Origin of the sequence: Frankia sp. CpI1-P (assembly GCF_001421075.1) — a bacterium.
GTDB classification, from domain to species: domain Bacteria; phylum Actinomycetota; class Actinomycetes; order Frankiales; family Frankiaceae; genus Frankia; species Frankia torreyi.
Window position 1 is genome coordinate 1 of sequence record NZ_LJJX01000085.1, and the last position, 18,131, is coordinate 18,131.

At 70.1% G+C, this 18,131-nt stretch carries 8 protein-coding genes, 1 tRNA gene and 26 pseudogenes; 30 read left to right on the top strand and 5 right to left on the bottom strand.

Going from position 1 to position 18,131, the window contains the following annotated elements; translation table 11 throughout:
- Nucleotides 1–147: 147 nt before the first annotated feature.
- On the top strand, nt 148–606 hold the full coding sequence (locus tag FF86_RS29455) for a MaoC family dehydratase N-terminal domain-containing protein (RefSeq protein WP_044884295.1): 459 nt from the start codon (nt 148–150) through the stop codon (nt 604–606).
- 94 nt (nt 607–700) lie between these two features.
- Complete coding sequence (locus FF86_RS29460; protein WP_044884192.1) at nt 701–1,129, top strand: MaoC/PaaZ C-terminal domain-containing protein; 429 nt, start codon at nt 701–703, stop codon at nt 1,127–1,129.
- Nucleotides 1,130–1,150: 21 nt separating this feature from the next.
- Here FF86_RS29460 and FF86_RS60525 read toward each other — a convergent pair.
- The 3 genes and pseudogenes from FF86_RS60525 to FF86_RS60535 all read right to left on the bottom strand — a co-directional run.
- Nucleotides 1,151–1,645 (bottom strand): aminotransferase class I/II-fold pyridoxal phosphate-dependent enzyme (locus tag FF86_RS60525; RefSeq protein WP_242419858.1); only part of this gene is annotated, 495 nt, incomplete at its 5' end.
- Between the two features lies 1 nt (nt 1,646).
- Nucleotides 1,647–1,717: pseudogene (locus tag FF86_RS60530) on the bottom strand (hypothetical protein); the annotation flags it as partial.
- Between the two features lies 1 nt (nt 1,718).
- A pseudogene (locus FF86_RS60535) lies at nt 1,719–2,350 on the bottom strand (aminotransferase class I/II-fold pyridoxal phosphate-dependent enzyme); the annotation flags it as partial.
- Nucleotides 2,351–2,741: 391 nt separating this feature from the next.
- Here FF86_RS60535 and FF86_RS29470 point away from each other — a divergent pair.
- The 28 genes and pseudogenes from FF86_RS29470 to FF86_RS29515 all read left to right on the top strand — a co-directional run.
- Nucleotides 2,742–2,814 (top strand) — tRNA-Trp (locus FF86_RS29470).
- 48 nt (nt 2,815–2,862) lie between these two features.
- Nucleotides 2,863–3,111 carry a preprotein translocase subunit SecE gene (gene secE / locus FF86_RS63415; RefSeq protein WP_035921129.1) on the top strand — a complete coding sequence of 83 codons (249 nt, stop codon included), beginning with the start codon at nt 2,863–2,865 and terminating at the stop codon, nt 3,109–3,111.
- 170 nt (nt 3,112–3,281) lie between these two features.
- Nucleotides 3,282–3,587: pseudogene (locus FF86_RS60545) on the top strand (transcription termination/antitermination factor NusG); the annotation flags it as partial.
- Between the two features lies 1 nt (nt 3,588).
- Nucleotides 3,589–4,160, top strand: a pseudogene (gene nusG, locus FF86_RS29480) (transcription termination/antitermination protein NusG); the annotation flags it as partial.
- Nucleotides 4,161–4,195: 35 nt separating this feature from the next.
- A pseudogene (locus FF86_RS60550) lies at nt 4,196–4,326 on the top strand (50S ribosomal protein L11); the annotation flags it as partial.
- A 30-nt stretch (nt 4,327–4,356) separates the two neighbouring features.
- Nucleotides 4,357–4,411, top strand: a pseudogene (locus FF86_RS60560) (50S ribosomal protein L11); the annotation flags it as partial.
- Nucleotides 4,412–4,435: 24 nt separating this feature from the next.
- Nucleotides 4,436–4,630, top strand: a pseudogene (locus FF86_RS60570) (50S ribosomal protein L11); the annotation flags it as partial.
- Nucleotides 4,631–4,756: 126 nt separating this feature from the next.
- On the top strand, nt 4,757–5,207 hold a 451-nt coding region (rplA, locus tag FF86_RS60575; RefSeq protein WP_242419859.1), incomplete at its 3' end, for a 50S ribosomal protein L1.
- A 1-nt stretch (nt 5,208) separates the two neighbouring features.
- Nucleotides 5,209–5,473: pseudogene (locus FF86_RS60580) on the top strand (50S ribosomal protein L1); the annotation flags it as partial.
- 445 nt (nt 5,474–5,918) lie between these two features.
- Nucleotides 5,919–6,500: a 50S ribosomal protein L10 gene (rplJ, locus tag FF86_RS29495; protein ID WP_044884195.1), complete on the top strand. Its 582-nt coding sequence runs from the start codon at nt 5,919–5,921 to the stop codon at nt 6,498–6,500.
- Between the two features lie 169 nt (nt 6,501–6,669).
- Nucleotides 6,670–6,991, top strand: a 322-nt coding sequence (rplL, locus tag FF86_RS29500) for a 50S ribosomal protein L7/L12 (protein WP_242419860.1), incomplete at its 3' end; no start/stop codon positions are given.
- Between the two features lies 1 nt (nt 6,992).
- Nucleotides 6,993–7,062, top strand: a pseudogene (locus FF86_RS60585) (50S ribosomal protein L7/L12); the annotation flags it as partial.
- 935 nt (nt 7,063–7,997) lie between these two features.
- Nucleotides 7,998–8,371, top strand: a pseudogene (locus tag FF86_RS60590) (DNA-directed RNA polymerase subunit beta); the annotation flags it as partial.
- Nucleotide 8,372: 1 nt separating this feature from the next.
- Nucleotides 8,373–8,455: pseudogene (locus FF86_RS60595) on the top strand (hypothetical protein); the annotation flags it as partial.
- A 1-nt stretch (nt 8,456) separates the two neighbouring features.
- Nucleotides 8,457–8,549: pseudogene (locus FF86_RS60600) on the top strand (hypothetical protein); the annotation flags it as partial.
- A gap of 1 nt (nt 8,550) precedes the next feature.
- Nucleotides 8,551–8,635: pseudogene (locus FF86_RS60605) on the top strand (hypothetical protein); the annotation flags it as partial.
- A gap of 1 nt (nt 8,636) precedes the next feature.
- Nucleotides 8,637–11,423 (top strand): annotated as a pseudogene (rpoB, locus tag FF86_RS29505) (DNA-directed RNA polymerase subunit beta); the annotation flags it as partial.
- Nucleotides 11,424–11,528: 105 nt separating this feature from the next.
- A pseudogene (locus tag FF86_RS60610) lies at nt 11,529–12,288 on the top strand (DNA-directed RNA polymerase subunit beta'); the annotation flags it as partial.
- A gap of 1 nt (nt 12,289) precedes the next feature.
- A pseudogene (locus FF86_RS60615) lies at nt 12,290–12,525 on the top strand (hypothetical protein); the annotation flags it as partial.
- A gap of 39 nt (nt 12,526–12,564) precedes the next feature.
- Nucleotides 12,565–12,759: pseudogene (locus FF86_RS60625) on the top strand (hypothetical protein); the annotation flags it as partial.
- 40 nt (nt 12,760–12,799) lie between these two features.
- Nucleotides 12,800–13,338: pseudogene (locus FF86_RS60635) on the top strand (DNA-directed RNA polymerase subunit beta'); the annotation flags it as partial.
- A gap of 1 nt (nt 13,339) precedes the next feature.
- Nucleotides 13,340–13,968: pseudogene (locus tag FF86_RS60640) on the top strand (DNA-directed RNA polymerase subunit beta'); the annotation flags it as partial.
- A gap of 1 nt (nt 13,969) precedes the next feature.
- A pseudogene (locus FF86_RS60645) lies at nt 13,970–14,470 on the top strand (DNA-directed RNA polymerase subunit beta'); the annotation flags it as partial.
- A gap of 1 nt (nt 14,471) precedes the next feature.
- Nucleotides 14,472–14,806, top strand: a pseudogene (locus tag FF86_RS60650) (hypothetical protein); the annotation flags it as partial.
- A gap of 1 nt (nt 14,807) precedes the next feature.
- Nucleotides 14,808–15,419, top strand: a pseudogene (locus FF86_RS60655) (DNA-directed RNA polymerase subunit beta'); the annotation flags it as partial.
- 232 nt (nt 15,420–15,651) lie between these two features.
- Nucleotides 15,652–15,807, top strand: a pseudogene (locus FF86_RS60660) (RNA pseudouridine synthase); the annotation flags it as partial.
- Nucleotide 15,808: 1 nt separating this feature from the next.
- Nucleotides 15,809–15,885: pseudogene (locus tag FF86_RS60665) on the top strand (RNA pseudouridine synthase); the annotation flags it as partial.
- 7 nt (nt 15,886–15,892) lie between these two features.
- Nucleotides 15,893–16,458 (top strand): annotated as a pseudogene (locus FF86_RS29515) (pseudouridine synthase); the annotation flags it as partial.
- A gap of 268 nt (nt 16,459–16,726) precedes the next feature.
- On the opposite strand, the gene FF86_RS29520 reads toward FF86_RS29515, so the two are convergent.
- Together FF86_RS29520 and FF86_RS60670 are read right to left on the bottom strand one after the other, a co-directional pair.
- The coding region (locus tag FF86_RS29520; protein WP_242419861.1) for a mismatch-specific DNA-glycosylase at nt 16,727–17,114 on the bottom strand (388 nt) is incomplete at its 5' end.
- Between the two features lie 5 nt (nt 17,115–17,119).
- Nucleotides 17,120–17,320 (bottom strand): annotated as a pseudogene (locus FF86_RS60670) (G/U mismatch-specific DNA glycosylase); the annotation flags it as partial.
- Between the last annotated feature and the right edge of the window lie 811 nt (nt 17,321–18,131).

An 18,131-nucleotide genomic window follows, 5' to 3' on the forward strand; every position in this document is an offset into this window, starting at 1 on the left:
ACATCGACCCCTCCGTCGATGGGTCGGCTCATCAGGTTCGTGGTGGGATACTTCACGACGCAGTCCGTCCGGCCCGTCCACCGACGCGCTGCGGCCAGGTGCGCCACGGCATCCGGGCCTGCCGCGGACGCCGAGATCGGAGCCTTGATGCCGCTGAACCAGGACTTCGTGGGACGCAGTTTCGTCTCGCCCGTTCCCTTCCAGGTCGGACGCGAGCAGATCCGGCAGTTCGCCCAGGCGATCGGGGACGACAACCCGCTCTACCACGACGTGGAGGCGGCCAAGGCCGCCGGCCACCCCGATCTCGTCGCGCCGCCGACGTTCCTGATCACCGCGATCCCCGGGGCCCTGGGGCTCCCCACCGACGATCCAGCGCTCGGGCTGGACTACGCCCTGGTCGTGCACGGTGAGCAGCGCTTCGCCCTGCGCCGGCCGGTGGTGGCGGGCGACGAGCTGATCACCACCTCGACGCTGACCAGCATCCGCGCGGTGGGCCGCAACGAGGTGCTCGTCACCACCTACCGTTACGACACCACGAGTGGCGAGGAGGTCGCGGTCGGCACGTGCACCCTGGTCTCCCGCGGCACGGCACCGCCGCGGGCATGAGCGCGCGTCCCATGGCGCCCGGTGAGAACCGGGCCGCCGGTCCGGCCGCACCCCCGAAGCCCATCGGGAGTGCCTCACCCTGGGGAGAACAACGATGACGGCGACCGTCGGCTATGACGACGTCGAGGTCGGCACCGAGCTGCCGGAGCGGCTGTTCCCGCTGCGGCGGGTCGATCTCGTCCGCTACGCGGGAGCATCCGGGGACTTCAACCCCATCCACTGGAGCGAGCGGGCCGCCGCGGACGCGGGCCTGCCCGGCGTGCTCGCGCACGGGATGCTGACGATGGCGACCGCCACCCGGCTCGTCACGGACTGGGCCGGGGACCCGGGCGCCGTCCTCGAGGTCGGCGTGAAGTTCTCCGCGCCGGTGGTGGTCCCGGACGACGACGAGGGCGCCTCGGTGTCGGTGCGCGGTGTCGTGGAGAAGAAGCTCGACGACAACCGGGTGGTCGTGAACCTCACCACCCGGTGTCGCGGCGAGAAGGTGCTGATGGCCGCGCGCGCCACCGTCCGACTGAGCTGAGCCGTCAGGCCCGGGTCTCGCTCAGGCGGCCTCGCTGAGCAGGGCGGACAGCCGGCTGACGCCCTTGACCAGGTCCTCATCGCTGAGCGCGTAGGACAGCCGGGCGAAGCCCGGGGTGCCGAACGCCTCACCGGGGACGATGGCGACCCCGGCCTCCTCCAGGATGAGCTGGCACAGCTCGGCGCTGGTCGTGGGCGTCCGGCCGCGAAGGCCGCGGCCGAGCACGCCCTGCAGCGAGGGGTAGCAGTAGAACGCGCCCTCGGGCAGCGGGCAGCTCACTCCCGGGGTCTCGGTGAGCATGCGGTGCATCGTCAGCCGGCGGCGATCGAAGGCGGTGCGCATCGTGGCGACGGCGTCGAGGGGCCCGGCGACGGCGGCGAGCGCCGCGGCCTGGGAGACGTTGGCGACGTTCGAGGTCGCGTGCGACTGCAGGTTCGCCGCCGCGGCGACGACGTCCGTCGGCCCGATCAGCCAGCCGACCCGCCAGCCCGTCATCGCGTAGGTCTTCGCGACGCCNTTGACGATGACGCAGCGCTCGGCGAGCTCCGGCACCTGCGCCAGGATCGAGGCGAACCGCGCCTCGCCGTANACGAGATGCTCGTAGATCTCGTCGGCGAGCACCCAGATGCCGGCCTGCTCGGCCCAGCGACCGATCTCGCGGACCTCCTCCGGCGTGTGCACGGCGCCGGTCGGGTTCGACGGCGAGTTGAACAGCAGAATCTTGGTGCGTTCGGTGCGGGCCGCCTCGAGCTGCTCGACGGTCACCCGGTAGCCGGCCTCCGGCCCGGTGACGACGTCGACCGGCACACCGCCGGCGAGGCGGATCGACTCGGGGTAGGTCGTCCAGTACGGCGCGGGCAACAGCACCTCGTCACCGGGGTCGAGCAGCGTCGCGAAGGCCTCGTAGACGGCCTGCTTGCCGCCGTTGGTCACCAGGACCTGGCCCGCGGAGACGGTGACACCGGAGTCCCGGGCCGTCTTCTCGGCGATGGCCTGCCGCAGCTCCGGCAGTCCGCCCGCCGGGGTGTAGCGGTGCATGCGGGGTTCGCGGCAAGCCTTCTCCGCGGCGGCGACGATGTGGTCCGGAGTTGGGAAGTCCGGCTCGCCGGCGCCGAAGCCGACCACGTCCTGGCCCGCGGCGCGCATCGCCTTCGCGGTGGCGTCGACGGCCAGCGTCGCGGATGGGGCGATGCCGCCGATGCGGCTTGAGATCCTGCTCATAGTGCCATGCTGCCATGGCGTCCGGATGGGCGTCGTGCGCAGGCGGCCGGGATCCGGCGTCCGTGCGGACCGGTTCCGGGGTGGCCGGTTGACCCCGTCCCGCGGGTCCCATGGACGGCGCGCCGTGGGTCCTGCGGACGTTGCCGCGCGGGTCCTGCGGATGGTGCTCCGAGGGTCCTGCGGACGGTGTCCGGAGGGTGCTCCGTGGGTCCTGGGGACGGTGCCCGGCGGCGCCCACGGACGGTCCGTGGCGGAGTCGGGGCGATGAAGGGGTATGCTCGATCCGCTCGGGTACCCATTCCGGTAACCGGCTCACAGGCTGGACTGTGCGCTATGGTGCAGAAGCGCAGCGTGTGGGTTCGATGCGGTGGCGGGGATCCGGGCGTGTCCAAGGGGCGTGGCTCAATTGGTAGAGCACCGGTCTCCAAAACCGGCGGTTGCAGGTTCGAGTCCTGTCGCCCCTGCGCTGTTCGACGGTTGGCTGGTTCGGCGACGGAGTTGGGTGGAGTTGAGTGGCGACCGATACCCGTGACGCGGCACCGCGTCCCAGGCGGGCCACGCGTACCGCGGGTCGGCGTCGGTATCGGCCGGTTCAGTTCATCCGCGAGGTCATGGCGGAGCTCCGGAAGGTCGTCTACCCCGGCCGGAGCGAGCTGATCACCTACGTGCTGGTCGTGCTCGTGTTCGTCAGCGTGATGACAGCCTTCGTGGCTAGTCTCGACTTCGGGCTCACGAAGGCGGTCCTCGCGATCTTCGGCTGACGGGCCCGCCAGTCGGCGGGGTCGGGCAGTACGGACGGACGGGTCCGGGCGGGTGATCGATGCCGGTACGCCGGCCGGTCGGCTGCCGCCCGTCCGGCACCACGCCCGCGCAGCGCCCGCTCCGCGGAGTCCACAGCAGCAGAAGCGTCCACGAAAGAAGGAACGTCCGCGTGTCCCAGTCGCCCGAGCACGCCTCCTCCGAGCAGGGGGAGGCCCTCGCCCGTCTCGATCTCCTTGCGGCGTTCGAGCACGACGAGGTGGCGAGTACGGACGCCGGCGCCGAGCTCGACGACCCCCACGCCGACTCCGACGACGCCGACGAGTCGAGTGCCGAGGCCACCCCCAGCACCGAGGCCGAGGCCGACGAGGCCGGTTCCGTGACCGACGCGGGCTCCGAGCCCGCCGCGGAGGACGAACCCGCCGCGGCCGCCGAGCCCGCGAGCGCCGCGCCGGTCGCCGCCGCCGACGACACCGATNACGATGACGACGACCTGCGTCGCGCCATCGAGGACGCGCCGGGCGAGTGGTACGTCGTGCACTCGTACGCGGGCTACGAGAACAAGGTCAAGACCAACCTCGAGACCCGTATCTCCAGCCTCAACATGGAGGATTACATCTTCCAGATCGAGGTGCCCACCGAGGAGGTCCCGGTGGTCAAGAACGGCAAGAGGCAGTTGGTCCAGCAGAAGAAGTACCCGGGTTACATCTACGTCCGGATGGACCTGACGGACCAGTCCTGGTCCGCGGTCCGTAACACGCCGGGTGTGACCGGGTTCGTGGGGCTCACCAACCGGCCCTCACCGCTGCGGCGCGAGGAAGTCCTGTCCATCCTCGCCCCGGCGGCGCCGAAGGAGAAGAAGGTCGAGACCGTCCGGGTCCAGGAGTTCGAGGTCGGGGAGTCGGTCACTGTCATGGACGGCCCCTTTGCCACGCTTCCGGCGACCATCAGCGAGATCAACCTCGACGCCCAGCGGTTGAAGGTGCTGGTCTCGATCTTCGGTCGGGAGACGCCCGTCGAGCTGCAGTTCAATCAGGTCGCGAAGATCTGATTCGGTCCGTGGAACTCCGGTAGGAAGACGAGCACATGCCGCCCAAGAAGAAGAAGATCACCGCGATCATCAAGCTCCAGATCAACGCCGGCAAGGCCACGCCGGCGCCGCCGGTCGGCCCCGCGCTGGGCCAGCACGGCGTGAACATCATGGAGTTCTGCAAGCANTACAACGCGGCGACGGAGTCGCAGGCCGNCAACGTCGTGCCGGTCGAGATCACCGTGTACGAGGACCGGTCGTTCACCTTCGTCNCGAAGACCCCGCCGGCCGCGCGNCTCATCCTCAAGGCCGCGGGCGTGGAGAAGGGCAGCGGGACCCCGCACCGGGACAAGGTCGCCAAGCTGACCCCGGCCCAGGTGCGCGAGATCGCCCAGACCAAGCTTCCCGACCTCAACGCCACGACGATCGAGGCGGCCGAGAAGATCATTGCGGGGACTGCCCGCTCGATGGGGATCACGGTCGGCGACTAGCCTTCCGTACCCGCCACACCGAACCGACGCCGTGGGAGGGCGGTCGGTGCCAGCCTCCGCGGCCCGGACGAGATCCGCACCGTGGCGAGCCTGGCCGACCGTCCGCCGGCACCACGAGGAGACAGCATGAAGCGCAGCAAGGCCTACCGGGCCGCCGCCGAAAAGATCAACCCCGAGAACCTCTACAGCCCGCTGGACGCCGTCCGGCTCGCCCAGGAGACCTCGACCACGAAGTACGACGCGACCGTCGAGGTCGCGATCCGCCTCGGGGTCGACCCGCGCAAGGCCGACCAGATGGTCCGCGGCACCGTCAACCTGCCGCACGGCACCGGCAAGTCGCCGCGCGTCGCCGTCTTCGCCGCCGGTGAGAAGGCCGCCGAGGCCACCGCCGCCGGCGCCGACATCGTCGGCAGCGACGACCTGGTCGCCCGCATCCAGGAGGGCTTCCTGGACTTCGACGCGACGGTGGCGACGCCGGACCAGATGGCCAAGGTCGGGCGGATCGCCCGCATCCTCGGCCCCCGCGGGCTGATGCCGAACCCGAAGACCGGCACCGTGACGCTGGACATCGGCAAGGNCGTCGCCGACATCAAGGGCGGAAAGATCAACTTCCGGGTCGACAAGCAGGGCAACCTGCACATCGTCATCGGGAAGACGAACTTCACCGACGCCCAGCTCATCGAGAACTACACGGCCGCCCTGGACGAGATCGTCCGGGTGAAGCCCTCGGCGGCGAAGGGTCGTTACCTGAAGAAGGTCACCTTCGCCACCACCATGGGCCCGGGCATCCCGGTCGACCCGAACCGCACCCGCAACCTGCTCGAAGAGGGCGTCCCCGCCTGAGGTCGCCGTCGCGGGGCCTCGGGCCACGCGCCTGCGCCTGATGTTCGGCGTTCTTGCCTTCTTGCCTTTCCAGAGGTCTCCGTGTCCGTTTCGTCCCTCTGGAAAGGCAAGGTAAGGCGGGTAGGCCGGGNAGGCCGGNGAACGTGTACGCGGGATCATCGCGTACACTTCGTACGAACACGTTTTACGCCGAAGACCGCTGGTCGCCGTCGTCGCCCAGGTGGGGGAGATCCCGCCCGGACATAGCGACGGCCGAAGGCCCGACTTCCCCGGGCGGCCCGCGCAGGTGACGGATGCAAAGGACCGCGGCACTTCCGAGGCGGTCGGCGCAGGTGCGCCGTCCTCCCCGCCCGATGTCGCTCTTCACGCCCCGTGCGCCTGCGCCGGGGCGTTTGTCGTCTCCCGGGGTTGAACGGATGGCCGGCCGACACCCCGAAGGAGCCCCATGGCGAAACCTGAGAAGACCGCCGCGGTGGCGGAGATCGCCGAGGAGTTCCGTGGCGCGACCGCCGCGGTCCTCACGGAGTACCGCGGTCTGACGGTGAGCCAGCTCACCGAGCTGCGGCGCACCCTCGGCGAGGGCGCACGTTACGCGGTGGTCAAGAACACGCTGACCAAGATCGCGGCCGAGCAGGCCGGCGTCACCGGGCTCGACGATCTGTTCGTCGGCCCGACCGCCGTCGCCTTCGTCACCGGCGACCCGGTCGAGGCGGCCAAGGGCCTGCGCGACTTCGCCCGTGCCAACCCGGCCCTCGTGGTCAAGGGCGGCGTCGTCGAGGGCAAGGCGATGACGGCCGACGAGATCCGCAAGCTTGCGGATCTGGAGTCCCGCGAGATCCTGCTGGCGAAGCTCGCCGGCGCGATGAAGGGTTCACTGTCCGGCGCGGTCGGCCTGTTCGCCGCCCCGCTGTCGCAGGTCGCCCGGCTGGCCGAGGCGCTGCGCGAGCAGCGGGCGAGCCAGTCCGCCGCGGAGACGCCCGCCGCGGAGACGCCCGCCGCCGAGGCCGCCGAGGCCCCCGCGGAGTAAGCCTGCGCGCCGCGGGATGACGGTCGCCGGTCCGGCGGCCGCCGCCCGCGGAGCACCCGCGCCGGCCGGGCCACCGCGCCCAGCCGGCACCACCCACGAGCCACCCCGATCACCGGTCGCCCACCCGGCNGGCCGAGATCATCGGCATGACGAGGAAGGAAACGCCATCATGGCGAAGCTGTCGACCGAAGAGCTGCTCGACGCGTTCAAGGAACTGACCCTGCTGGAGCTCTCGGAGTTCGTGAAGCAGTTCGAGGAGACCTTCGGCGTGACCGCCGCGGCGCCCGTCGCCGTGGCTGCGGCGCCGGCCGCCGGCGGCGCGGGCGGCGAGGCTCCGGCCGCCGAGGAGCAGGACGAGTTCGACGTCATCCTCGAGTCCGTGGGTGACAAGAAGATCCAGGTCATCAAGGAGGTCCGGGCGCTGACCAGCCTCGGGCTGAAGGAGGCCAAGGACCTCGTCGACGGGGCGCCCAAGCCCGTCCTGGAGAAGGNCGCCAAGGAGGCCGCGGAGAAGGCCAAGGCGGCCCTCGAGGGCGCTGGCGCGTCGGTCACCGTCAAGTAACACCGCCCGTCTTTCGGGCCCGGCCCGGGCGGCGTTTCCGCGCCGCCGCGGGCCGGTGCGGCCGCTCGACGCGGCCGTGGCGCATCCCGCGTGCCGGGGCACCTCCGAGGTGTCCCGGCACGCGGCGTCTGTGCCTGGCGAATCGCCGAGACACGCTGCAACGTAAGCGGATGAGCAGGTCGGGTCGTTCGTGACGTTTTCCGAAGGGGGTTGACGGCCCCTGTAGATCGGAGTTCCATCATGTCGCGAACGCTCGTCGGGAAGCAGATGCGGTGCTCTACGTTCCCCCCGCGTGGTCCTGCCACGCACGCCCTTGCCAGCGGTGTGCCCTTCGGCTACACTGCTAGTTTGCGCTGCCCTTTTCGTCGCATCGGCTCCGCCGACACCGGTTCTCCGGTGAGGTCGGGCTCTCTGTGGGGGTCCGGTACGCGCCGCCGGGCGGTCTCGACCATGGTGTCGGGGCCGCGCACGCGGTGGGTTCCGGTTCGACGTGAAGGCGCGCTGGCCGTGCTGGTGCGTGGCACGGCTGTATGGCAGCCACACCGAGGACTCTGAGCAGACCTTTGCCCGTGCACCGACCCGTTGTTCTCAGCGGACACCGGCGTTGCCGCGCGCTTGCGCCGCGACGGCGCTTTGGCGTGCCCGCAGTCAGCCGAACGCCTGCCGCGACGGATTTTTGCGGTTCTGCGGACCGACGGACGCCGGATCGGCGGACTTGCTGCGGGACGAGGGCCGACTCCGGCCGCGCGACCGGCCGCCGGAACACCCGGCACCGCCGCACCGATGCGCCTCGCGGTCATCCTCTCACCGACGGGGCACCCCCCGTCGCTGTTCCCGACAACCGTAGCGAGACACTGATCACCTGACCACCCCCCCGACGGATCCTTGACGTCCGCGACGCCAGCCCGACGATCAGGCCACCCGGAAGGACCACCTTGGCCGCCTCGCGCTCTTCCTCCCGCATCTCGTTCGCTAAGATCATCGAGCCCCTCGAGGTCCCGGATCTCCTTGCTCTTCAGACGCAGTCCTTCGATTGGCTGATCGGTAGTGACGCCTGGGCGGAGCGGGTTCAGGAGGCCATCGACTCGGGCCGGGACGATGTTCCGATCACCTCAGGTCTGGAGGAGGTCTTCGAGGAGATCTCCCCGATCGAGGACTTCTCCGGCTCCATGTCCCTGTCCTTCCGGGACCACCGGTTCGAGCCGCCCAAGTACTCCGTGGAGGAGTGCAAGGACAAGGACATGACCTTCTCGGCCCCGCTGTTCGTCACGGCCGAGTTCACCAACAACACCACCGGTGAGATCAAGAGNCAGACGGTCTTCATGGGCGACTTCCCGCTCATGACCCCCAAGGGCACCTTCGTCATCAACGGGACCGAGCGTGTGGTGGTCAGNCAGCTCGTCCGGTCGCCGGGGGTGTACTTCGAACGCAGCCTGGACAAGGCGTCGGACAAGGACCTGTACTCCTGCAAGGTGATCCCGTCGCGCNGGGCCTGGCTCGAGTTCGAGATCGACAAGCGGGACACCGTCGGGGTTCGGATCGACCGCAAGCGCCGTCAGTCGGTGACGGTCCTNCTCAAGGCGCTGGGCTGGGACGAGGCGCGCATCCTGGAGCGGTTCGGCGACTTCCCGTCGATGCGCATCACCCTGGAGAAGGACCACACGGCCAGCCAGGACGACGCGCTGCTGGACATCTACCGCAAGCTGCGCCCGGGCGAGCCGCCGACGCGGGAGTCGGCGCAGACCCTGCTCGAGAACCTCTTCTTCAACCCCAAGCGCTACGACCTGGCGAAGGTCGGCCGCTACAAGGTGAACAAGAAGCTCACTCTGGAGATCGCCCACGACGTCGGCGTCCTCACTGAGGATGACATCGTGCGCACGATCGAGTACGTCGTCAAGTTGCACGCGGGCGCCGACCCGGCCGAGTACGAGGTCGACGACATCGACCACTTCGGCAACCGGCGGCTGCGCACGGTCGGCGAGCTGATCCAGAACCAGGTCCGGCTGGGGCTCGCCCGGATGGAGCGGGTCGTCCGCGAGCGGATGACCACCCAGGACGTCGAGGCGATCACGCCGCAGACCCTGATCAACATCCGGCCGGTCGTCGCCTCCATCAAGGAGTTCTTCGGCACCAGCCAGTTGTCGCAGTTCATGGACCAGACCAACCCGCTGGCCGGCCTGACCCACAAGCGCCGCCTGTCGGCGCTGGGTCCCGGTGGTCTGTCCCGGGAGCGGGCCGGCTTCGAGGTCCGCGACGTGCACCCCAGCCACTACGGCCGGATGTGCCCGATCGAGACGCCGGAAGGCCCGAACATCGGCCTCATCGGCTCGCTGTCGACGTTCGCGCGGGTCAACCCGTTCGGCTTCGTCGAGACGCCGTACCGCAAGGTCGTCAACGGCCGGGTCACCGACCAGATCGACTACCTCACCGCGGACGAGGAGGACCGGCACGTCAAGGCGCAGGCCAACACGCCGCTGAGCCCCGACGGCACGTTCGCCGAGGACCGCGTGCTGGTCCGCCGCAAGGGCGGTGAGGTCGAGTTCATCCCGCCGGACGAGGTCGACTACATGGACGTCTCGCCGCGGCAGATGGTGTCCGTGGCCACGGCCATGATCCCGTTCCTCGAGCACGACGACGCCAACCGCGCGCTCATGGGCTCCAACATGCAGCGCCAGTCGGTGCCACTGCTGCGTTCCGAGGCGCCGCTGGTCGGCACCGGGATGGAGGCCCGCGCGGCCAAGGACGCCGGCGACGTGGTCGTCTGCGTCCAGGCCGGCGTCGTCGAGGACCTCTCGGCGGACTACATCACCGTCATGCACGACGACGGCACCCGGCGTACCTACCGGCTGGCGAAGTTCCGCCGGTCGAACCAGGGCACCTGCATCAACCAGAAGCCGATCGTGTTCGAGGGGGACCGGGTCGAGGCCGGCCAGGTCATCGCGGACGGCCCGTGCACCGACAACGGCGAGATGGCGCTCGGCAAGAACCTGCTGGTCGCCTTCATGCCGTGGGAGGGGCACAACTACGAGGACGCGATCATCCTGTCGCAGCGCCTCGTGCAGGACGACGTGCTGTCCTCGATCCACATCGAGGAGCACGAGGTCGACGCCCGGGACACCAAGCTCGGCCCGGAGGAGATCACCCGCGACATCCCCAACGTCGCCGAGGAGGTCCTCGCCGACCTCGACGAGCGCGGGATCATCCGGATCGGCGCCGAGGTCTCGCCCGGTGACGTCCTGGTCGGCAAGGTCACCCCGAAGGGCGAGACCGAGCTGACCCCCGAGGAGCGGCTGCTGCGGGCGATCTTCGGGGAGAAGGCCCGGGAGGTCCGCGACACCTCGCTGAAGGTGCCGCACGGCGAGTCCGGCAAGGTCATCGGCGTGCGGGTGTTCTCCCGCGAGGACGGCGACGAGCTGCCGCCCGGCGTCAACGAGCTGGTCCGGGTCTACGTCGCCCAGAAGCGGAAGATCACCGACGGCGACAAGCTCGCCGGCCGGCACGGCAACAAGGGCGTCATCGCCAAGATCCTCCCGCAGGAGGACATGCCGTTCCTCGAGGACGGCACGCCGGTGGACATCGTGCTCAACCCGCACGGCGTCCCCCGCCGGATGAACATCGGCCAGATCCTGGAGACCCACCTCGGGTGGGTGGCCAAGACCGGCTGGCAGGTGGACGCCGGCACCGAGGACTGGAAGGAGCGGCTGCGCGGGATCGGGGCGGACTCGTCCACCCCCGGGACCAACGTGGCCACGCCGGTCTTCGACGGCGCCCGCGAGGAGGAGATCACCGGTCTGCTCGACTCCACCCTCCCGAACCGGGACGGGGTCCAGCTCATCGGCTCCTCCGGCAAGGCCACGCTGTTCGACGGCCGCACCGGCGAGCCGTACCCCTACCCGGTGGCGGTCGGCTACATCTACATCCTCAAGCTGCTTCACCTGGTCGACGACAAGATCCACGCTCGGTCGACCGGTCCCTACTCGATGATCACCCAGCAGCCCCTGGGTGGTAAGGCGCAGTTCGGTGGCCAGCGGTTCGGCGAGATGGAGGTGTGGGCGCTGGAGGCGTACGGCGCCGCCTACGCCCTGCAGGAGCTGCTGACCATCAAGTCCGACGACGTCGTGGGCCGAGTCAAGGTCTACGAGGCGATCGTCAAGGGCGAGAACATTCCGGAGCCCGGCATCCCGGAGTCGTTCAAGGTGCTCATCAAGGAGATGCAGTCGCTGTGCCTCAACGTCGAGGTCCTCTCCAGCGACGGTGTGCAGATCGAGATGCGTGACACCGACGAGGACGTCTTCCGTGCGGCGGAGGAACTCGGGATCGACCTGTCCCGGCGGGAGCCGAGCAGCGTCGAGGAGGTCTGAGCGGGCGCCGGGGGCCCGATCCGCCCGCCGTGAGGCGGCGGCGGACCCCCGGCGGTCCATCCGACTCCAGCGTCCCGACCGAGAAAGAGAGAGCAGGCGACAGTCTTGCTGGACGTCAACTTCTTCGACGAACTGCGCATCGGTCTTGCCACCGCGGACGACATCCGTCAGTGGTCGCACGGTGAGGTCAAGAAGCCGGAGACGATCAACTACCGCACCCTGAAGCCGGAGAAGGACGGGCTCTTCTGCGAGAAGATCTTCGGTCCGACCCGGGACTGGGAGTGCTACTGCGGCAAGTACAAGCGGGTCCGGTTCAAGGGCATCATCTGCGAGCGCTGTGGCGTCGAGGTCACCCGCGCCAAGGTGCGCCGTGAGCGCATGGGGCACATCGAGCTGGCCGCCCCGGTCACCCACATCTGGTACTTCAAGGGTGTCCCGAGCCGGCTCGGCTACCTGCTGGACCTGGCGCCGAAGGACCTCGAGAAGGTCATCTACTTCGCCGCCTACATGATCACCAAGGTCGACGCCGAGGCGCGCCACCGCGACCTGCCCACCCTCGAGGCCCGCATGGGCGTCGAGAAGCAGCAGCTCGAGGACAAGAAGAACGCCGACGTCGAGACCCGGCAGAAGCGGCTCGAAACCGACCTCGCGCAGCTCGAGGCCGAGGGCGCCAAGGGCGACGCGCGGCGCAAGGTCCGCGAGTCGGCCGAGCGCGAGATGCGCCAGATCCGCGACCGCGCGCAGCGCAAGATCGATGATCTGGACCGGGTCTTCGACCGCTTCAAGAACATGAAGGTCCAGGACCTGGAGCCGGACGAGCTGCTCTACCGCGAGCTGCGCGACCGGTTCGGCCAGTACTTCGACGNCGGCATGGGCGCCGAGGCGCTGCAGCGCCGGCTCGCCGACTTCGACCTGGCCGCGGAGGCGGAGTCGCTGCGCGAGACCATCCGCAGCGGCAAGGGGCAGAAGAAGGCCCGCGCGCTCAAGCGGCTCAAGGTCGTCTCGGCGTTCCTGAACACCCGCAACTCCCCGATGGGGATGGTGCTCGACTGCGTCCCGGTGATCCCGCCGGACCTGCGGCCGATGGTGCAGCTCGACGGCGNCCGGTTCGCCACGTCCGACCTCAACGACCTGTACCGCNGGGTGATCAACCGGAACAACCGGCTCAAGCGGCTGCTCGACCTCGGCGCGCCCGAGATCATCGTCAACAACGAGAAGCGGATGCTGCAGGAGGCCGTCGACGCACTGTTCGACAACGGCCGCCGCGGCCGGCCGGTCACCGGCCCGGGTAACCGCCCGCTGAAGTCGTTGTCCGACATGCTCAAGGGCAAGCAGGNCCGGTTCCGCCAGAACCTGCTCGGCAAGCGGGTCGACTNCTCCGGCCGGTCGGTCATCGTCGTCGGTCCGCAGCTCAAGCTGCACCAGTGCGGTCTGCCCAAGCAGATGGCGCTGGAGCTGTTCAAGCCGTTCGTGATGAAGCGCCTGGTGGACCTCAACCACGCGCAGAACATCAAGTCGGCGAAGCGGATGGTGGAGCGGGCCCGCCCGGTCGTCTGGGACGTGCTCGAGGAGGTCATCACCGAGCACCCGGTGCTGCTCAACCGGGCGCCGACCCTGCACCGCCTCGGCATCCAGGCCTTCGAGCCGCAGCTCGTCGAGGGCAAGGCCATCCAGATCCACCCGCTGGTCTGCACGGCCTTCAACGCCGACTTCGACGGTGACCAGATGGCGGTGCACCTGCCGCTGTCCGCCGAGGCGCAGGCCGAGGCACGGATCCTGATGCTGTCGAGCAACAACATCCTCTCGCCGGCGTCCGGCCGGCCGCTGGCGATGCCCAGCCTCGACATGGTGACCGGCGTGTTCCACCTGTCGACGCTGGCCGAGGGCGCCGTCGGGGAGGGGCGGGCGTTCTCCTNGGTCGCCGAGGCGCAGATGGCCTTCGACGCCCGGGAGATCGCGCTGCAGGCGCGGATCAGCGTCCGGCTGCGCGACACCACCCCGCCGTCGGACTGGGTGCCGCCGGCCGACTGGGTCACCGGGGACGTGTTCACCCTGGAGACCACGTTCGGCCGCTGCCTGCTCAACGAGGCGCTGCCGGAGGGCTACCCCTTCATCAACGCCCAGCTCAACAAGAAGGCCCAGGCCGCGATCGTCAACGACCTGGCCGAGCGGTACCCGAAGATCCAGGTCGCGGCGACCCTGGACGCCCTGAAGAGCGCCGGTTTCTACTGGGCCACCCGGTCCGGGGTCACCGTCGCGATCGAGGACGTCGTCGCGCCGCCGAACAAGGCCGAGATCCTCGACGACTACGAGCAGCGCGCCGACCGGGTGCAGAAGCAGTTCGACCGCGGCTTCCTGTCCGACGAGGAGCGCCGCAGCGAGCTGGTGCAGATCTGGACCGAGGCGACGAACAAGATCGCCGAGGCGATGGAGAAGAACTTCCCGCAGACCAACCCGGTCTACGTGCTGGTCAACTCCGGAGCCGCCGGAAACATGATGCAGATCCGGCAGCTCGCCGGCATGCGTGGCCTGGTCTCCAACCCGANGGGTGAGATCATCCCGCGGCCGATCAAGGCGAACTTCCGCGAGGGCCTCACCGTGCTCGAGTACTTCATCTCGACCCACGGTGCCCGCAAGGGTCTCGCCGACACCGCGCTGCGGACCGCCGACTCCGGCTACCTGACCCGCCGGCTCGTCGACGTCAGCCAGGACGTCATCGTCCGCGAGGAGGACTGCGGCACCGAGCGGGGCATCCTGACCCGGATCGCCCGGCGCGGCGCGGACGGCGTGCTCGTGCGCGACCGCTACGCCGAGACCTCGGCGTACGCGCGGACGCTGGCCTCCGACGCCGTCGACGAGCACGGCGAGATCATCGTGCCCGCCGGCACCGACGCCGGGGACGTGGCGATCGGCCAGATCATCGAGGCCGGCATCGAGTCGGTCCGGGTGCGTTCGGCGCTGACCTGCGAGTCCCGGATGGGGGTGTGCGCCCAGTGCTACGGGCGTTCGCTGGCCACCGGCAAGCTGGTCGACGTCGGCGAGGCCGTNGGGATCGTCGCCGCCCAGTCCATCGGCGAGCCCGGCACCCAGCTGACGATGCGTACCTTCCACAGCGGTGGTGTCGCCGGCGATGACATCACCCAGGGTCTGCCGCGTGTCGTCGAGCTGTTCGAGGCCCGTAGCCCGAAGGGCAAGGCGCCCATCACCGAGGTCTCCGGTCGGGTGAAGATCGAGGAAACCGAGAAGACCTTCAAGGTCGTGGTGGTGCCGGACGACGGCAGCGAGGAGATCGCCTACCCGGTCTCGCGGCGCTCGCGCCTGCGGGTCCGCGAGGGCGACCGCATCGAGGTCGGCAACCAGGTGGTCGACGGTGCCGTCGACCCNCACGAGGTGCTGCGCATCCTCGGCCCGCGCCAGGTCCAGCTCCACCTGGTCGACCAGGTCCAGGAGGTGTACCGGTCGCAGGGTGTGTCGATCCACGACAAGCACATCGAGATCATCATCCGCCAGATGCTCAAGCGGGTGAACGTGCTGGAGTCCGGCGAGACCAACCTGCTGCCCGGCGAGCTGTGTGAGCGGGCCCGGTTCGAGTCGGAGAACCGCCGGGTGGTGGAGTCCGGCGGCCAGCCGGCCTCGGCTCGCCCGGTGCTGATGGGGATCACCAAGGCGTCGCTGGCCACCGAGTCGTGGCTGTCGGCGGCCTCCTTCCAGGAGACGACCCGAGTGCTCACCGACGCGGCGATCAACGCCCGGTCGGACTCGCTCGTCGGCCTGAAGGAGAACGTCATCATCGGCAAGCTCATCCCGGCCGGTACCGGCATCTCCCGGTACCGCAACATCCGGGTCGAGCCGACCGAGGAGGCGCGCGCCGCGATGTACTCCGTCGGCGCGTACGAGGACGGCGGCAGCGTGGAGTACGGCGCGTTCGGCACCGGCTCCGGCCAGGCCGTCCCGCTGGACGAGTTCGACTACCGCAGCTCGGGCGACTTCCGCTGACCCGGAACCGCTGAGCCGATCCCGCCGGCCCGGTGCCCCCTGTCCGGGGACACCGGGCCGGCGGCGTTCCACGCCCGACTCCACGCCGGGCCCGCGCGCCCGCGCGCCCGCGCCAGCGATGGCTTCTTGCCGTTCTGGGGGACGTTTCGGGCGCGGAGGCCCCCAGAACGGCAAGGAAGTCGGACCGGGATGGCCGAGATGACGATGGCTGACCGACGAGTGGGGGCTGGTGATGGACTGGGCCGCTATCCGGCGCCTGCACACGATCCACGAGGATGAGGCGGTCCTCGCGCTCGACAAGCCCGCCGGCATCTCGGTCATGGGGGAGCGGCACGACACCGACCTTGTGCGGCTCGCCGCCGACGCCGGCGAAGAGCTGTTCCCCGTGNACCGGATCGACAAGGTCACGTCCGGGATCGTGCTGTTCGCCAAGGAGTTGCGCTTCCACGGCGACCTGACCAGGCAGNTCCAGNGGCGCACGGTCGACAAGCGCTACCTCGCCCTGACCCGCACCCGCGGCCTGCCCGCGACGGGGACCATCGACCTGCCGCTCAGCGTCGGCCGCAAGAGCCGGGTCCGGGTGGCCGCGAACCGCGCCGACATCACCGCGTCCCTGTTCGGGTCCGCCGACGCGCCCGCGTCCGGCCATCCGCTCGCGTCCACCGAGGGGGCGGACGAGGGGCACTGGTCCGTCCCGCCCGAGGCGGTCTTCGGCCACGTACGGACCTATCCCTCGGTCACCACGTTCGCCCGACTCCGGGAGGGCGGCGAGCACACCCTGCTCGCCGCGACGCCGCGGACCGGACGGCGCCATCAGATCCGGGTGCACCTGGCCTGGATCGGCCATCCGATCGACGGCGACCCCCTGTTCGACAAGGCGCCGGCGACCCGCACCTTCCTGCATTCCTGGCGGCTCGCCTTCGACGCCGCCTGGGCCGGCGGCGCGCGCATCGAGGTCGAAGCGCCGCCCGACGCCGACTTCCTCGCCCCCGTCGGCGACCGGCTACCCGCCGACCTGCTCGAGGACGCTCGACGCTAGGGCAGCCCCGCAGGGGTTCCTTCCCGTCCGCTTGTCACATTCCGTGACGTCCAGCGGTGTGACGGAGATGGGCGACGGCTCGGGCGATGGGGGCGGATGCGTGGGAGAGCGCCTTCCTGTCTCTTCCACAGGGTTCGGTGCCCGATCTGTCCCTGTGGAAGAGGNAGGTGGGGCCGCTCCCAGGTCACCGGGCCGGTCGTGGTGTCGGCGCGGCGTGCGTGTTGCGGCGCNAGGACGGCGTCGGACCGACGGCTCCGGGACTCCGGCGTCACTGGTCGGCGTAGGCGGCCTCGCGCAGCTCGCCGTACACCCGGACCAGATCGGGCAGCTGGTAGTGGGCGTTCAGACCGCTGGGGTTGGGTAGCAGCCAGACGCCCGCCGGGCCCAGGGTCTCCGGCTGCCGACCGACCTGCGCACGGCGCCGGCCGAAGCCGACCCGGTAGGCGGCCAGGCCGAGGAAGGCCACCCAGCGCGGCGAGATCCGCTCGACGAGCTCGGTGAGCGGGGCGACGCCGGCCCGCACCTCGTCGTCGCTGATCTCGTCGGCGCGTGCGGTGGACCGGTTGACCAGGTTGGTGATGCTGATGCCGCGGCTGGTCAGCTCTGCGGTCTCGCTGGGGTGCAGCCGGCGCGGGGTGAACCCGGCGAGGTGCAGGNCCGNCCACAGCCGGTTGCTCGGCGTGCCGAAGTGGAAGCCGGTCGCCCCGGACTCCAGGGACGGGTTGATCCCGCACAGCAGCACGGTGGTCCGCGGGGCGAGGAGGTCCGGGACCGCGGTGTCGTAGGCGGCGAGCAGCTCGGCCCGGGTCGGCCGGGCGGGCGGGGCGGCCGGCGGCGGCGGCGAGCCAACTGCGTCAAACATGTCCTCGAGGACCTCCGGTGCCGGTATCGTGCTGTCTCGTACAGCGTGCCAGGACCAGGACCGTGGATGTACTACGGCCATGGATCCACCAGAACCATGGATGTGCCAGGGCCGAGGGGTACCAGGGACGCGGAGGTCCCGGGTTCCGGTGTCCGGCCCGCTGCCTTCGGTGCTGATGCCGGAGTCCGGCCGCCCCGCCATGCGGGTAGTGGATTGTCGGCTCCGGTGGGCCCGTTCGACGCGGGTCGGTGGGATGCCCGGGCTGTACCGGGTTCTGGTCGATTGCGAGTTTCTGGGCCGCCGGTGTGCTGTGTCGCGCGCGACGGCCGCGCCCGCNGTCCGAGGTCGCGGGCTTGTGGGGCTGCGGTGTCTGCGTCGGACGTCGGCCGATACCCCGTTCGACACGTGACGCGGCCGTGGAGTACTGTTGATTCCTGTGGCCGGAGTCCACGTGACTCCGGCGTGCGTCTTGCACTTCGATGTGGCGCCGTGGTGCCTGGCAGGCTGACGTAAAGTCACCGCCTGGGTGTCCGTCGGCGACTGTCGGGCTCGGTTCCGCGAAGCGGCCGGGCGGGATGGCGCGCTGTCCACCGCAGTTGGATCAATCGAATTTGTGATCCTCTTCGGGCGAAACGGCGCGACACGCCCGACCGCGTGGGTCGGAGAAGCCGGTCGAGGTCACCGCGGTGGCCCTGGTGCGGTTCGCAAGGAAAGCGGGTAGGCCGGCGTACCGGTCTGGTTGCCCAAGGCAGTACGACGAGGCGTCACAGGAACGGGAGCGGCGTTGCCCACGATCCAGCAGCTGGTCCGC